Annotated in this window: 13 protein-coding genes and 2 pseudogenes; 11 read left to right on the forward strand and 4 right to left on the reverse strand. The window is 70.9% G+C overall.

Annotated elements, in window-relative coordinates; genetic code table 11:
- The 6 genes and pseudogenes from ACWC09_RS48970 to ACWC09_RS48995 all read left to right on the forward strand — a co-directional run.
- A pseudogene (locus ACWC09_RS48970) lies at positions 1–105 on the forward strand (carbohydrate ABC transporter permease); the annotation flags it as partial.
- Positions 102–1,109 carry a zinc-dependent alcohol dehydrogenase family protein gene (locus ACWC09_RS48975; protein ID WP_450858368.1) on the forward strand — a complete coding sequence of 336 codons (1,008 nt, stop codon included), beginning with the start codon at positions 102–104 and terminating at the stop codon, positions 1,107–1,109. The pseudogene ACWC09_RS48970 and the gene ACWC09_RS48975, both read left to right, overlap by 4 nt.
- 29 nt (positions 1,110–1,138) lie before the next feature.
- Positions 1,139–2,173, forward strand: coding sequence for a zinc-dependent alcohol dehydrogenase (locus ACWC09_RS48980; RefSeq protein WP_450858369.1), 1,035 nt, complete (start codon positions 1,139–1,141; stop codon positions 2,171–2,173).
- A gap of 82 nt (positions 2,174–2,255) precedes the next feature.
- On the forward strand, positions 2,256–3,062 hold the full coding sequence (locus ACWC09_RS48985) for a DeoR/GlpR family DNA-binding transcription regulator (RefSeq protein ID WP_450858370.1): 807 nt from the start codon (positions 2,256–2,258) through the stop codon (positions 3,060–3,062).
- Positions 3,059–3,796, forward strand: coding sequence for an HAD family hydrolase (locus ACWC09_RS48990; RefSeq protein WP_450858371.1), 738 nt, complete (start codon positions 3,059–3,061; stop codon positions 3,794–3,796). The genes ACWC09_RS48985 and ACWC09_RS48990 overlap by 4 nt, the downstream gene beginning before the upstream one ends.
- 251 nt (positions 3,797–4,047) lie before the next feature.
- Positions 4,048–5,070 (forward strand): Dyp-type peroxidase, encoded by a 1,023-nt coding sequence (locus ACWC09_RS48995; protein WP_450858372.1) that lies wholly within the window; start codon positions 4,048–4,050, stop codon positions 5,068–5,070.
- Positions 5,071–5,133: 63 nt separating this feature from the next.
- Here the strand turns inward: ACWC09_RS48995 and ACWC09_RS49000 are convergent, their stop codons facing one another.
- Both ACWC09_RS49000 and ACWC09_RS49005 read right to left on the reverse strand, forming a co-directional pair.
- On the reverse strand, positions 5,134–6,792 hold the full coding sequence (locus tag ACWC09_RS49000; RefSeq protein WP_450858373.1) for an IclR family transcriptional regulator domain-containing protein: 1,659 nt from the start codon (positions 6,790–6,792) through the stop codon (positions 5,134–5,136).
- 298 nt (positions 6,793–7,090) lie between these two features.
- Positions 7,091–8,368 carry a M6 family metalloprotease domain-containing protein gene (locus ACWC09_RS49005; RefSeq protein WP_450858374.1) on the reverse strand — a complete coding sequence of 426 codons (1,278 nt, stop codon included), beginning with the start codon at positions 8,366–8,368 and terminating at the stop codon, positions 7,091–7,093.
- A gap of 267 nt (positions 8,369–8,635) precedes the next feature.
- On the opposite strand from ACWC09_RS49005, the gene ACWC09_RS49010 reads away from it, so the two are divergent.
- A complete protein-coding gene (locus ACWC09_RS49010) occupies positions 8,636–9,295 on the forward strand; it encodes a TetR/AcrR family transcriptional regulator (protein ID WP_450858375.1) in 660 nt (219 codons plus the stop codon).
- 117 nt (positions 9,296–9,412) lie between these two features.
- Entirely contained in the window at positions 9,413–10,954 is a 1,542-nt protein-coding gene (locus ACWC09_RS49015) for an MFS transporter (protein ID WP_450858376.1), read from the forward strand.
- Between the two features lie 106 nt (positions 10,955–11,060).
- On the opposite strand, the gene ACWC09_RS49020 is transcribed toward ACWC09_RS49015, so the two are convergent.
- Entirely contained in the window at positions 11,061–11,600 is a 540-nt protein-coding gene (locus ACWC09_RS49020) for a MarR family winged helix-turn-helix transcriptional regulator (protein ID WP_450858377.1), read from the reverse strand.
- A gap of 98 nt (positions 11,601–11,698) precedes the next feature.
- Between ACWC09_RS49020 and ACWC09_RS49025 the strand changes: the two genes are divergently transcribed.
- A complete protein-coding gene (locus ACWC09_RS49025; RefSeq protein ID WP_450858378.1) occupies positions 11,699–12,490 on the forward strand; it encodes a dioxygenase family protein in 792 nt (263 codons plus the stop codon).
- Position 12,491: 1 nt separating this feature from the next.
- On the opposite strand, the gene ACWC09_RS49030 is transcribed toward ACWC09_RS49025, so the two are convergent.
- Positions 12,492–13,010 (reverse strand): N-acetyltransferase family protein, encoded by a 519-nt coding sequence (locus ACWC09_RS49030; RefSeq protein ID WP_450858379.1) that lies wholly within the window; start codon positions 13,008–13,010, stop codon positions 12,492–12,494.
- A gap of 192 nt (positions 13,011–13,202) precedes the next feature.
- Here ACWC09_RS49030 and ACWC09_RS49035 point away from each other — a divergent pair, with 192 nt between their 5' ends.
- Both ACWC09_RS49035 and ACWC09_RS49040 read left to right on the forward strand, forming a co-directional pair.
- Positions 13,203–14,198: a sigma-70 family RNA polymerase sigma factor gene (locus ACWC09_RS49035; RefSeq protein ID WP_450858380.1), complete on the forward strand. Its 996-nt coding sequence runs from the start codon at positions 13,203–13,205 to the stop codon at positions 14,196–14,198.
- A 391-nt stretch (positions 14,199–14,589) separates the two neighbouring features.
- Positions 14,590–15,189 (forward strand): annotated as a pseudogene (locus ACWC09_RS49040) (TetR/AcrR family transcriptional regulator); the annotation flags it as partial.
- Positions 15,190–15,487 lie beyond the last annotated feature (298 nt).

Below are 15,487 nucleotides of genomic sequence, written 5' to 3' on the forward strand. Positions count from 1 at the left end.
CGGCTCTGCGCCGCCGCCACCCTCGTCTCCCTGCCCGTCCTCATCGCCGGCTTCGCCGCCCAGGACAAACTCGTCCGCGGCCTGTCCCTAGGAGCCGTGAAGTGAAGGCAGCCGTCATCACCGGGCTCGGGGACGTCGAGATCACCACCGTCGACGACCCGGCTCCCGGCCCGCGCGAGGTCGTCGTCGAGGTCGCGGCCTGCGGGCTGTGCGGCACCGATCTGCACATCCTCCAAGGGGAGTTCGCCCCGAAGCTGCCCATCGTCCCCGGCCACGAGTTCGCCGGAGAGGTCGTCGCGGTCGGCTCCGCCGTCACCGAGGTCACCGTCGGGGCACGGGTCGCGGTCGATCCGTCGCTGTACTGCTTCGAGTGCCACTACTGCCGCCTCGGCCACAACAACCTCTGCGAACGGTGGGCCGCGATCGGGGTCACCAACCCCGGCGCCGCCGCCGAGTTCGTGGCCGCGCCCGTCGCCAACTGCACGGTCCTGCCCGACGGCATGCGCACCGAGGACGCGGCCCTGATCGAACCGCTGTCCTGCGCCGTGCGCGGCTACGACGTCCTGCGCAGCCGTCTCGCCTCCCGCGTGCTCGTCTACGGCGCCGGAACCATGGGCCTGATGATGCTCCAGCTCGCCAAGGCCACCGGCGCCGCGAGCGTCGACGTCGTCGACATCAACACCGAACGCCTCTCCACGGCACGGCAGTTGGGCTGCTCCGCCGGTGCCACGTCCGCCGACGAGCTCGAACGACCGCCCTACGGCTGGGACCTGGTCGTTGACGCCACCGGCAACGCGAAGGCCATCCAGGACGCCCTCGGCCGGGTCGGCAAGGGCGGCACCTACCTGCAGTTCGGGGTCGCCGACTACGCCGCCCGGGCCACCATCGAGCCGTACAAGATCTACAACCAGGAGATCACGATCACCGGCTCGATGGCCGTCCTGCACAGCTTCGAACGCGCCGCGGACCTCTTCGCCACCGGTGTCATCGACCCGGACGTCTTCATCAGCGACCGCCTCCCCCTGGCGGCGTTCCCGGACGCGATCACCCGCTTCCAGGCCGGCATCGGCCGCAAGATCCAGATCCAGCCCGGCCTCGCCTCCGCGTGAACGCCCCCCACCGAACGGAACCCGCCACCATGACCGAGCAGATCCGCCGTGTCCTCGTCCGCTCCCTCGACGACATCACCCTCGAGCAGGTGCCCGCCCCCGTCCCGGGCGATGACGAACTCCTCATACGCACCACGGTCGTCGGCATCTGCGGCTCCGACACCCATGCCGCGGCCGGCCACCACCCCTTCATCGACCTGCCCTACCGCCCCGGTCACGAGGCGGTCGGCGTGGTCGCCGCGGCCGGGAAGGGGGCCGAGGACTTCGCGCCCGGCGACCGGGTGCTCATCGAACCCAACCTGTACTGCGGCCGGTGCCCCCAGTGCCGCTCCGGCCGCTACAACATCTGCCAGGAACTGAAGGTCTTCGGCTGCCAGACGCCCGGCGCCATGACCGACCTGTTCACCATCCCGGCCGACCGCGTCCACCGGGTCCCCGACGGCATGACCGACATCGAGGCCGCGCTCGTCGAGCCCCTGGCCACCCCGGTGCACGCCGTGGCGAAGGCCGGGGACCTCACCGGACGTACGGTCGTCGTCCTCGGCGCCGGGCCCATCGGCCTGCTCACCCTCCTCGCCGCCCGGCACGCGGGCGCCGCGAGGATCGCCGTCACCGACCTGCTGCCGGGCAAGCGGGACCGCGCGCTGCGCCTCGGCGCCGACGCGGTCCTGTCCGCCGACGCCGCCGATCTCGCCGACCAGGCCCGTCAGATGCTCGGCGGACCGATCGACGTGGTCTTCGACTGCGTGGCCCGCGAGCAGTCCATCGCCCAGGCCACCGACCTGGTCACCAAGGGCGGCACGATCATCGTCGTCGGCGTCGGAGCCGCGGGGACCACCCCCGTCCGCCTCGACCTGGTCCAGGACCGGGAGATCCGTATCGAGGGCACCCTGATGTACACCGGCGCGGACTACCGCACCGCGATGGCCCTGATCGCCTCCGGCGCCGTCGACACCGCCGAGATCGTCACCGCCGCCTACCCGTTGGCGGACGCCGCCAAGGCCTTCGCCGCGTCCGTCGACCCCGAGCAGGTCAAGGTGCTGGTCACGGTGGACGGACCGTAGCGGCCCCCGAGCCGACGGGCGACGGCCGCCACCGGCCGTGTGGGAAACTGCGAGACCGGAGCGATCGGTAAGGAGGGGCGCCGTGACCGCTCGTACGCGACTGTCTCAGGCCGCCGTCGAGGAGCGGCGACAGGCCGTGCTGCGGTACGTCGCCGAGCACGGCGAGACCCGCATCGACGACCTCGCCCGGCACTTCGACGTCAGCCTGATGACGATGCACCGGGACCTCGACGACCTCGCCGGGCGCCATCTCCTGCGCAAGGAGCGCGGGCGGGCCGTCGCCTTCCCGGCCCTCACCATGGAGACGGCCACCCGCTTCCGGGAGAACAGCGCCCTCGCGGCCAAGAACGCGTTGTGCGCGGCGGTCGCCGACCGGATCAGGCCCGGCAGCACGGTGCTCATGGAGGACTCGACCACCCTGTTCCCCCTGGTCCCCGCGCTGGTCCGGCTGGAGCAGCTCCACGTGGTCACCAACTCCGTCGGCCTCGCGCAGCGCCTCGGGGCCGCGCCCGAGGTGAGCGTCACCCTGCTGGGCGGCCACTACCGCGCGGACTTCAACTCCTGCACCGGTCCCACGGTCACCCGCGCCCTGTCCCGGATCCGGGCCGACCTCGCCCTGATGTCCGCCACCGCGGTCCTGGAAGGCCGCCTCTTCCATCCCGTGAACGACTACGTCGAGGTGAAGCTGGCCATGCTCGCCTCCGCCGAACAGGCGCTGCTCCTGGTGGACCACTCGAAGTTCGGCAAGACCGCCACGTACGCGTACGGCACCGTGGCCGACTACCACGCCGTCATCACCGACACCGGCACCCCCGAGGCGGAACTCGCGGCCATGCGCGACCTCGGTGTCCGCGTCGAGACGGTCGAACCCGAAGAGCCCTCTCCGTGATCCACACCCTGTTCGAAACACCCAGCGCCTACCGCCCCAGTGACGCCGAGATGGCCGCGCCGGTGCCTCAAGTCCAGGCCGTCCTGCTCGACTTCAGTAACACGATCTTCCAGATGATCGACCTGGAGACCTGGCTGCGCCGGGTCGGTGCCGCCACGGGCCGCCTCGCCGTGCTGGACCGGCCCGGTGCGGTGGCCGAGATCTCCGACCAGTTGCGCACCGCCTTCCGGCTGCCCTCCGTCGTCACCCTCCAGGAAGGCCGCGACCTCTCCGCCGAGCAGCACCGCCGCGCGATGCGGGGATGGTGGGAGCGGGTGGAGTTCCTGCGAGGAGCGGAGGAGGCGGCCTACCGGGAACTCACCGCCCCCGACGCCTGGATCCCCTACCCCGACACCGCACCGGTCCTGCGCACCCTGCGCGAGCGCGGACTGCGCCTCGGCATCGTCAGCGACTTCGCCTGGGACCTGCGCACCCACCTCGCCCACCACGGGCTGGACGCCTTGATCGACACCTGCGTCATCTCCTACGAGCAGGGGCGCGAAAAGCCCGACCCGCACCTGTTCCTCAAAGCCTGCGCCGACCTCGGCACCGACCCGCGCGCCACCCTCATGGTCGGCGACAACCCCGTCCGCGACGGCGGCGCCGCCGCCTGCGGCCTGCGCACCTACATCCTGCCGTCGGAACACCGCACCGGTGAGCGCGGCCTGGCCGACGTCCTGCGGCTCGTGACCTGAGCCGTCGCGCACGGCGGCGGTATGTGCCTGAGGGAGCGCTCGGTTCAGGGAGCGGCAGAAGTCCAGATGGCGTTCGGCGGCCTCCGCCCAGGCATGGCGTGCGCCGAGTGCGCGACCCGCGGTCCCGAATACCTCGCGCAGGACGGGGAGATACCCGCCGCGGACGGTCGATGACGTCGCGAAGAAGTGAGCTCCGGATGAGAGGCTGTTCGAGTCCGGCCTCCGTGTTCGCCGAAGAATCAGGAGTGTTCGTGCCCGAGCCGCAACCCGTCTCGCAGGCGGTACTGAGCCCCCTCACCAGCTCCGCCATCTTCCTGGTCGTGACCGTCGATCCCGGCGGGGAGCCGGTCGTACGGGAGCTGCTGACCGACCTCGCCGGTCTGGTGCGGTCCGTCGGTTTCCGCATCCCGGAAGGGGAGCTGACCTGCGTCACCGGCATCGGCTCCGACGCCTGGGACCGCCTGTTCACCGGCCCCAGGCCGGCCGAGCTGCATCCCTTCCGGGAAGTGGCCGGCGCCCGGCACACCGCACCCGCCACCCCGGGGGACCTGCTCTTCCACATCAAGGCCCGGCAGCCGGACCTGTGCTTCGAACTCGCCACCCAGCTGATGGACCGGCTGCGGGGTTCGGTCACCGTCCGCGACGAGGTGTCCGGTTTCAAGTACTTCGACGAACGCGATCTCCTCGGCTTCGTCGACGGCACCGAGAACCCCACCGGCCCCGCCGCGAACACCGCGGTCGTGATCGGTACCGCCGATCCGGAGCAGGACCCGGACTTCACCGGCGGCAGCTACGTCGTCGTGCAGAAGTACCTCCACGACCTGCCGGCGTGGAACGCGCTGCCGGTCGAGGCGCAGGAACGAGCGGTCGGCCGCCGCAAACTCTCCGACATCGAGCTGCCCGACGACCTCAAACCCGCCGACTCGCACGTCGCGCTCACCACGATCACCGACGAGGACGGCACGGAGCGGCAGATCCTGCGGGACAACATGCCCTTCGGTGCGCCCGGACGCGGTGAGTTCGGCACGTACTTCATCGGCTACGCCAGCACCCCGTCGGTCATCGAGCGCATGCTGGAGAACATGTTCATCGGCGATCCGCCGGGCAGCCACGACCGGCTGCTCGACTTCTCCACGGCGGTCACCGGCACCCTGTTCCACGTACCCACCGCCGACTTCCTCGACGACCCGCCCGCCGCCCCGGAACCGACGGTCACGGGCCGGGCCGCCGACGGCCGACCCTCTTCGCCGCCTCGATCGGGCCGGTCGCGATGACTGCGCCGGGTCGCTGTCGATACGGATCTCGGACGTCGAGATCAGCGCCATGTGACGCCGGGGTCACACCACCCCCACCCGAGTGAACCGCCCCGCCACCCCCAGATCCCCCTCGATCCGGTCCGCCGTGATCCGCAGCTCCGGCAGCAGCACCCGCTCGCACTCCTCCACCGAGCGGCGGGCGGCGTGCAGCGCCACGTTCAGGGCCGCCACCACCCGCCCCGTGCGGTCCCGCACCGGCACCGCGATCGAGCGCAGGCCCTCCTCCAACTCCTCGTCGACCAGGGCGTATCCGCGCACCCGCACCTCATCCAGCACGCGCGCCAGAGCCGCCGGGTCGGTGAGGGTGTGCGAGGTCAGCGGGCGCAGCGCACCCAGCTCGGGGTCCGCCTCCGCGCGGTCCGCCAGCATCACCCGGCCCATCGACGTCGCGTACGCCGGCAGCCGCGTCCCCACCGTGATGTTCACGCTCATGATCCGGCCTGTGGCGACCCGTGCCGTGTACTGGATGTCGGTCCCGGACAGCACCGAGAGGGACGTCGACTCGTGGACGCGGGCGGCGAGTTCGGCCATGTGCGGGGAGGCGATCTCGGGGAGGGAGATCCGGGACAGGGGAGGGAAGCCCAACCCCAGTACCCTCGGCGTCAGTTCGAAGACCCGGTCCCTCGCCCGCACCAGACCCAGGTGCTCGTACGTGATCAGCGCCCGGCGGGCGGTGGCCCGCGCGAGGCCGGTCGCCTGGGCCACCTGCGTCAGCGTCAGTGCGGCCCGGCCCTCGCCGAAGGCCGTCAGCACCGTCAGCCCCCGGGCCAGGGACTCCACGAACTCCCGCCCCAGCTCCTGCTTCGACGCCCCGGTCCAGGTCGCCAGGTCGGAGGGAGACGGTGCCGACGAGGGCGACGGCGCCCGCAGCTCGTTCTCCATCGCCGCGACCGCCGCCTTCAGGCGCGGCAGCAGCGTGTCCCGCAGATCGGCCGCCGTGTGCCGGCTGGTGTGGCTCACGACATTGGCCGCGCAGGCGATCCGGCCGGTGCGTGGATCCCGTACCGGAATCGACACCGCCACCAGCCCCGGCTCGATCAACTGGTCGTCCAACGCCCAGCCGTCCGCAGCGGCACCCCGCACGGCCCGCTCGAACTCCCCGTCGGCGGAAGGCCGGAGCCTCGGCGGTATGGCGGGGAAGCCCGCGTCCTGCCGGTCCGCCGCCCGGCGTTCGCGCCACGCCCGCCACGCGTCCTCGCCCCATTCCGTCGCGAACAGGGCTCCGGGCGCGGTGCGTTCGGCGGGCAGCAGGTCGCCGATGCGGAAGCTGAGGGACATCGCGCGGCGGCGGGTGGCCTGGTGGATGAAGCGGATGCCGTCGCGGTCGGAGACCGCCAAGGACACCGACTCGTCGAGTGTGTCGGCCAGTCGGTCGGCGTGTGCGTCGAGCAGGGCGGGCAGGCGGAGGGCGGCCAGGTAGGCGTTGCCGAGCTCCATCAGGCGGGGGGTGAGGATCACGTCACGGCCGTCGAGGCGGACGTAGCCCATGCGGGCCAGCGTCGAGGTGATGCGGTCGACCGTGGAGCGGGCCAGGCCCGTCGCCCGTTCCAGCGCGCTCGGGCTCAGTGTGCCGCCCGCCTCCGTCAGCCGGTGCAGCACGGCGACCCCGCGGATCAGCGGCGTGACCGCCTCGGCCGGTACGGCGGCGGAGGCGGTGTCGAGGGCGGGGTTCGCGGGCATCGGTTCTCCGGTACGGCGGTCGCGGCAGCCCTACGGTAATGCGGCGGCCGGCCGGCTCACCGCCACGTCACCAGCTCTACGACATCCCGCGGCCCTTTGCGACGCAGGCTTTCGCATGCCGTGAAGGGGCACGGTCCCGCTCCCGTTCCACGCCCCGCGCCCCTTGTCGGCGCAGGCCCCCTGCACGCCGCCACGGGGCGCGGGGCTGTGACATTCGGCGGCTGCGCCGCGCCGGCGCGACCAGGCACGACGCACCCGCACCCGCTCACCGGCCTCCACCCCGCCAGGTCCCCCACCTTCACCGCCGCGTCACCAGCACCCGGTAGTTCCCCGCCAGGTCCGCCCCCGTCACCGCGATGCGGATGCCCCGCTTCGAGTCCTTGAAGACCTCGCCCGGCGTGAAGGGCGCGTCCGACAGTTCGGCGTGCACATTGGGGCTCCGGGTGCAGCCCCCGCTGTCCCGCTGCGCGTCGAACACGTTCACCGGCCCCATCCCCGTGTCCACGTCCGCGTCGACCTTGTAGATCAGCACCCCCGGCCGGCACACCGCCTCGTCGTTGCCCTCGTGGGTGCGCAGTTCCAGGGCGTATCCGGTGCGTCCGCTCAGCGGGACGAAGACCAGTTTCGGGCCGCCCGCCCGCTCCAGCGGGGTGAGGGTGTACGACGCCGTGCCGTGCGTGGACGCGCAGGCGACCTGGTTCGCGTCCAGCCAGCCCAGCTTCCACTTGTGCCAGCCCAGCAGGTCGTTGTTGGCGCCCCAGTCCTCGCTCATGATGTCCCAGTGGCCGACCGCGCCCCCGCCCTCCTGGGTGTAGAGGTCGGGCAGGCCGAAGACATGGCCGTTCTCGTGGGGGAGGACACGGTAGCCGGTCTTGTCGTAGGAGCCGGAGCCGTCGTCCTGGCGGGAGTAGACGAAGGAGGCGTTGGCGACGGGGACGCCGTCGGCGGTCGGGGCCTCCGCGTTGCCGGCGAAGGTCACCGACAGGACCGTGTCCAGCGCGGAGGGGCCCGCGTTCGGGGTCACCAGGACGTTCAGGAAGTCGTAGTCCCGGAAGTCGACCTTGGGGTCGGCCGCGCTCACGATGTCCTGGACCAGGTCGCGGTAGCCGGGGTCGAAGGGGGCGCCGCGCTCTATGCCGTACGCCTTGAAGGGCTTGGGCATGCGCAGCCAGTGCGGGATCGGAGCCTCGGCTCGGTAGTCCAGGCGGCCGTAGGACGCGGTGCGGAACCACCTCTCGGTCTGCGGGAAGAACTCCCGGTAGCGGTCGAGGGCGTTGCCGGGGCCCGGCGCGTCGGGGAAGTCGATCATCAGGGTCAGGGCGTGGACGGTGCCCGTGGAGCGGGAGTAGCCGGCGTTGGTCGGCACGCCCTCCGACATCTGGACGGTGCGATTGCCGCTGATCATGCAGGGGCCGAACGCCGAGCCGCGGGCCAGCGCGATTGGGCCCGCCCCGGCCGCGGTGGCGCCCCGCGTCAGATGCCCGGTGCCGGCCGAGGTGCTGACCGCCAGGGTCAGGGCGGTGATGGTCGCGAGGGCGGCCACGCGGCGCCGGCGTATCCGACGGCTGAGCTGCATGCACGGGCCCTTCGTCCATGGCAGCCGCCGGTGCCTGGCTGCGCCCTTTCGATCACCCTCGGTCGCGGGGTGCGCGGGCGCTCGCTGAAGGACTCCGAACGTGGGGTTCGGGAGAACGAAGGGAGGAAGAAGGGGTGTGACTCAGGTCACAACATAAGTTCCCCTCAACCTGAAATAACCGGGGAGCGTCTCCCCGTTTAGTCAGGTGTCCGAGCGAAACGGGGACCGACTCCCCGGATCGCGAGATCACAGCCAACGGAGGACACCGTGACCGCCACGACGACCGCAAGGCCCGCGCAGCGCAAGGTGACGCGGCCGCGTGCCGACGCCCTGCGCAACCGGGAGCGGATCGTCACCGCCGCCCGGGAGATGTTCACCGAGTTCGGCCCCGAGGTGCCGCTCGACGAGATCGCCCGCCGGGCCGGCGTCGGCAACGCCACGCTGTACCGCAACTTCCCCGACCGCGACGCGCTCGTCCGCGAGGTCGTCTGCTCCGTCATGGACCGGACGTCGGAGGCGGGCGAGCGGGCACTCGCCGAGACCGGGGACGCCTTCGAGGCGCTGGAGCGTTTTGTGCACACCTCCGCCGACGAGCGGATCAGCGCCCTGTGCCCGATGGTCCAGAGCACGTTCGACCAGAACCACCCCGACCTCGAAGCGGCGCGCGAGCGCGTCGAGCAGATCGTCGGTGAGCTGATGGACCGCGCCAAGGCGGCCGGCCAGATGCGCCCCGACGTCGGCGTCGGCGATCTGATGATCGTCGTCGCCCAGCTCAGCCGGCCCCCGGCCGGCACCAACTGCTTCGTCAACGACCGCTTCGTCCACCGCCATCTGCAGCTGTTCCTGGACGGACTGCGGGCTCCGGCCCACTCCGAACTGCCGGGCACGGCCGTGACCATGGAGGATCTCCGCCAGTCCTGCGATTAGTTCCGCATTCGAAGCCAGTCACTACACCGACTCACCCGCCGTCGCCGTGGACGAGCGGACGAGCCGTCCCCGCACCACACCTTTTTTCCGTCACGAAGTCCCGAAGTGGGTACCCCCATGTCTGAAACAGCCTCAAAGGCTCTCGGCGTCAGCGATACCGACGCTCACGCCAACCGCTGGAAAGCGCTCGTCTTCATCGCGCTGGCCCAGCTGATGGTCGTCCTCGACGCCACCATCGTGAACATCGCGCTGCCCTCCGCCCAGCAGGACCTGGGCATCTCCGACGGCAACCGGCAGTGGGTCGTCACGGCCTACGCCCTCGCCTTCGGTGGTCTGCTGCTCTTCGGTGGCCGTATAGCCGACCTGTGGGGCCGCAAGCGCGCCTTCGTCGTCGGTCTGGCCGGCTTCGCCGCCGCCTCCGCGCTGGGCGGTGCGGCCACCAACGAGGCGATGATGTTCGGCGCCCGCGCCCTCCAGGGCATCTTCGGCGCCCTGCTCGCGCCCGCCGCGCTCTCCCTGCTGGCCGTGATGTTCACGGACGCCAAGGAGCGTGCCAAGGCGTTCGGCATCTACGGCGCGATCGCCGGTGGCGGCGGCGCCGTCGGCTTCATCCTCGGCGGTGTGCTGACCGAGTACATGGACTGGCGCTGGACGTTCTTCGTCAACGTCCCGTTCGCGATCATCGCCGCGCTCGGCGCGTACTTCGTCATCCGCGAGCCGGAGGGCGGGCGCAACCGCAACCCGCTCGACATCCCGGGCGTGCTCCTGTCCACCCTCGGCCTGGTCTCGCTGGTCTACGGCTTCACCCGCGCCGAGTCGAACGGCTGGGGCGACTCCTCGACCATCGCGCTGTTCATCGCGTCCGCGGTTCTGCTGATCGCGTTCGTGGTCACCGAGGCGAAGGTCAAGGCCCCGCTGCTGCCCCTGCGCGTGGTCACCGACCGCAACCGCGGCGGTATCTACCTCTCGCTCGGTATCGCGATCATCGCGATGTTCGGCACGTTCCTCTTCCTGACCTACTACCTGCAGGTCGTGAAGGGCTTCTCGCCCATCAAGACCGGCTTCGCCTTCCTGCCGATGATCGCCGGCATGATGGTCGGCTCGACCCAGATCGGCACCCGTCTGATGACCCGGGTCCCGGCCCGGCTGCTGATGGGCCCCGGCTTCCTGGTCGCCTCGGTCGGCATGCTCCTGATGACCCAGCTGGAGATCGGCTCGTCGTACGCCTCGACGATCCTGCCGGCGATGGTCCTGCTCGGTCTCGGCATGGGTACCGCCTTCATGCCCGCCATGTCCCTGGCCACCCTGGGCGTCGAGCCCCGGGACGCCGGTGTCGCCTCCGCGATGGTGAACACCTCGCAGCAGGTGGGCGGCGCGATCGGTACGGCCCTGCTGAACACGATCGCCGCCTCCGCGACGACCGCGTACATCAAGGACCACATCGCCGGTGCGGCCTCCAAGTCGCAGCAGCAGCTGGTGGCCCTCGAGGGCCAGGTGCACGGCTACACCAACGCGATCTGGTTCGCCGTCGGCATGCTGGTGCTGGCCGCCGTGATCGTGGTGTCCCTGGTCAATGCCGGCACTCCCGGTTCGACCACCGTGAGCGGTTCCGAGCAGGGCGCCGAGGACGAGCTGGTCGTCCCGGTGGTCGCCCACTGACGGCGACCGTCCGGTCGTACCCCTTCGGAACCATCCGTACGTGGGAGGAAGGGGACGCCTCCCGCGTACGACCCGGGACCTGCCCCGGCCCCGCTGAGTGAGCGGCTCAGCGGAGCCAGGGCAGGTCCGCGCCGGCATCGCTCGGCTGCAGGCCCTCGGCGACGATCTGCATGATCTCGCCGAGGGCCTTCTGCTGCTGAGGGGTGAGCCGCTCGAACACGGCCTGCCGCACGGCCGCGACATGGCCCGGCGCGGTCCGCTGCAGCACCTCACCGCCCGCGTCGGTCAGCACCGCGAACTGGCCCCGCTTGTCGTCGGGGCAGTCCTCGCGGCGCACCCAGCCGTTCTTCTCCAGGCGCGCGATGGCGTGCGAGAGACGGGACCGCGTGATCTTCGACTTCTCCGCCAGCTGGGTCATCCGCAGCCGGCGGTGCGGGGCCTCGGCGAGGCCGACGAGAAGGCCGTAGTAGATGTGCGGCATGCCCGCGTCACGCTGGAGCTGGCGATCGAGGTGGTCTTCCAGGAGCGTGGAGGCGTGTACATAGGAGCGCCAGATGCGCTGTTCCTCCTCGGTGAGCCAACGGGTCGCGTCGGCGGGTTCTTCTGCCGCCGGTGCTGCTTCAGCGGATACGGATGCCGTCATCATGCATCCATCGTACGAGAGCTCTTCTTGAAAATTAAACAAGTGCGACGTACAGTTTCCTGCAGGGGAGTTTGAGAGTTCAAGCATTGGGAGTTGTCATCATGTCCGCCGCCGCACCGGAACGCATGCCCGCCCTCTACCTCAGCCACGGCGCCCCGCCGCTCGCGGACGACCCGATCTGGCCCGGCGAACTCGCCGCCTGGTCCGCCGACCTGCCGCGCCCCAAGGCGATCCTGATGGTCTCCGCCCACTGGGAGGAGGCCCCGCTCGCCATCGGCGCGGTGAACACCATCCCGCTCGTCTACGACTTCTGGGGCTTCCCCGAGCACTACTACCAGGTGCGGTACGAGGCCCCGGGCGCCCCCGAACTCGCCGAGTCCGTACGGAAGTTGCTGCGCGCCCCCGGTATGCCCGTGCAGGACATCCCGGACCGCGGCCTCGACCACGGCGCGTACGTCCCGCTCGTCGAGATGTACCCCGGCGCCGACATCCCGGTCCTGCAGATCTCCATGCCGACCCTGGACCCGGTCAAGCTGATGGAGATCGGCCGCAGGCTCGCACCCCTGCGCGACGAGGGCGTGCTGATCGTCGGCTCCGGCTTCTTCACCCACAACCTGGCCGCGCTGCGGCACACCGGGCCCGGCGTGCCGACCTGGTCCTCGGAGTTCGACGACTGGGGTCACCACGCGCTGGAGAACCGCGACTGGGACGACCTGCTGGACTTCTTGAACAAGGCCCCGGCCGGCCGCTACGCCCACCCGCGCACCGAGCACTTCGCCCCGCTGTTCGTGACGATGGGCGCGGCGGAGCTGGGCGGTGAGCTGGACGCGCAGAAGTCCGTGATCGAGGGATTCTGGCTGGGAATGGCGAAGAGGTCGGTGCAGTTCGGCTGACCTACAGGTCCTTCTCGTACCAGGCGACGTCCCAGTACCTGCCGAACTTCCGGCCCACCTCCCGGTAGGTGCCGACGTACCGGAACCCGAAGCGTTCATGCAGCCGCGTGGACGCTTCGTTGGGCTGTGCGATGCCCGCGTAGGCGCGGTGCAGGTCCTCGCCGGCCAGGGCCTCGAAGAGGGCCTTGTAGAGCAGCGTGCCGATGCCGCGCCGCCCGGCGTCGGGGGCGAGGTAGATGGTTGTCTCGACCGAGGTCTCGTAGGCGGGCTTGGCGCGATAAGGACTGGATGTGGCGTAGCCCAGAATTTCCTTAGTGTCCGCATCCGTGGCAACCATCAGGCGGTGCGGCCCGTCTTCAGGGTGGGAGAGCAACCAGGGGCGACGCTCCTGGGGAGTGAAGACGACGGTGTCGAATGTGATGGACGTCTCACGTACATAGTGGTTGTAGATGTCGGTGAGGGCTTCGAGGTCCCCCTCGACTCCCGGCCTGACCTGCACCTCTGTACGTTCCGGCGGCATCGGACCTCCTCATGTGGCCGCACAGGGTACTGCATGATCAGAAAAATAGAGGGGCGGGTTGGGAATTCTGTCCGGATTCCAGTCGTTGTTTCCAACAGATGCTGGGCACCCGACAGGGTGCTGAGTGGTACTCGACGGTGAGTGCCCGGCGTCCAGGACCACCCGCCAGCCCACCATCGCAAGGGAGCACGCATGGCAACCCGTGCCGTCGCCCGTCGTCAGTCCGCCACCGGCGAGACCGACACGGCACGCAGTGTTCGCGCCCACGCCGGCGAGATCGCCGACCGTGACCTGGTCGGCATGTACCTCGACGAGATCGCGCGCACACCACTGCTCGACGCCGCCAAGGAGGTCGAGCTGTCACAGATCATCGAGGCGGGTGTGTTCGCGCGGCAGGTCCTCGAGGGGTTCGAGGAGGCCAGGGCCAAGGCCACCCGCGAGGAGCTGGAGGCCCTGGTGGCCGAAGGCGAGCGCGCGAAGGACATCTTCATCCGCTCCAACCTCCGCCTGGTGGTGGCGGTCGCCCGCCGCTACCCGCGCAGCGGCCTGCCCCTGCTCGACCTGATCCAGGAGGGCAACGCGGGCCTGGTCCGCGCGGTGGAGAAGTTCGACTACCGCAAGGGCTTCAAGTTCTCGACGTACGCGACCTGGTGGATCCGTCAGGCCATCACCCGCTCGATAGCGGACCAGTCGCGCACCATCCGGCTCCCCGTCCACCTGGTCGAGGAACTGGGCCGCATCCGCCGGGTGCAGCGCGAGTTCAACCGCGAGCACGGCCGTGACCCGGAGCCCGCGGAGATCGCAGCCGAGCTCGGCTCGAACCCGGACCGCGTGACCGACGTCCTGGACTGGGCCCGCGACCCGGTCTCGCTGAACATGGCGGTGGACGACCAGGGCGAGACCCAGTTCGGCGACCTCCTGGAGGACACCTCGGCGGTCTCCCCGGAGCAGTCGGTCCTGACCCTGCTGCGCAGCGAGGAGCTCGACCACCTGATCGGCCGCCTCGACCCGCGCACGGCTTCCATCATCAAGATGCGGTACGGCATCGAGGACGGCCGTGAGCGGACCCTGACGGAGGTCGGCAAGGAGCACGGTCTGACGCGCGAACGGATCCGGCAGATCGAGAAGCACGCGCTGCTGGAGCTCAAGAAGCTGGCGCGGGACACGGGGTTCGAGGCGGCGGCGTAGCAGCGCCCACGGCGTACGCCGGGTGGCGAAAGACAGCGCAAACATGGCTGTGCAACGCCGCTTCAAGGGCCTGTGCTCCGGGAAACAAGACTTCAGGGCACAGGAGTTCGGGTCGAAGGGTGTGCCCGTCGGTCTGTCGAACAGAGCGTGCCCTGATCCGACGAAGAGCGTGCCCGACCATCCCCTGGACCAAGTCCCGACGCACATCCCCCCCGGCGCCGGGACTTTCCCTGAGCCGGGCTTCGGCGCCCTCCCCCCGGGCGCCGGGGCCCGGCTCGCTTTTTTGCGCCCGATCGAGGGTGCGGGCATGCTGGGGGCGGGGCACCCCGGACCTGAACCCCGGGGTGGCCCGCCGGTGGCAGATTGTGCCACATGGGCATAGCCTGCCGAGGTGAGCAGCTCCACCCCAGCGCCGACCTCCGGCCCTTTCTCACCCGCCGCACCGCTCTCCCTGACCGAGCGACGCAAGGCGACGACCCGGATGGAGATCGCCCGTGCGGCGGCGGCCCTGTTCGTGAAACGGGGCCTGCGGGCCACCCGTGCGGAGGACATCGCCCAGGCCGCGGGAATCGCCCCCCGCACCTTCTACCGCTACTTCGCGACCAAGGAGGAGGCCGTCGCCCCCCTCTACGCGGCGGGCGCCCGGCGCTGGGCGGAGGCGGTGACACAGGCCCCCGCCGACCTCCCGGTCCCCGAGGCCCTGGACCACGCGGTCCGCCACACCCTGACGCCGGGTGCGGGCGTCTCGGCAGCCTCCTGGGAACTCGTCCGCACCCTGATCCGCCTGACCGACGACAGCCCCGCCCTGGGCAAGGTGTGGGCGGAGGTGTGCCATGAGGCGGAGGGACGGCTGGGGGAGGTACTGGTGGCGAGACTGGCGGGTGCGGCGGCCCACGGGGGCGGCGCGGGCGCTGAGAGCGACTCGGGTGGAGCGGCCGGCGCGGGTCTCGCGGGCGCTGAGAGCCACTCGGGTGGAACGGCCGCCGCGGGTCTGGCGGGTCGCGTGGGTGCTGAGAGCGACGTGGCCGGGGCGGGTGCGGTGGGGGATTCGGGTGGCGGGGGTGCTGTGGGCGACGCGGGGGCCTCAGCCGACATGTGTGGTGCGGGTGCTGTGGTCCGCGTGGGCGCTGAGAGCGACTCGGGTGGAGCGGCCGGCGCGGGTCTCGCGGGTCGCGTGGGTGCTGAGAGCGAGGTGGCCGGGGCGGGTGCGGTGGGGGATTCGGGTGGCGGGGGTGCAGTGGGCGACGCGGGGGCCTCAGCCGACATGCGTGGTGCGGGTGCTGTGGTCG

Source organism: Streptomyces sp. NPDC001617, assembly GCF_053596855.1.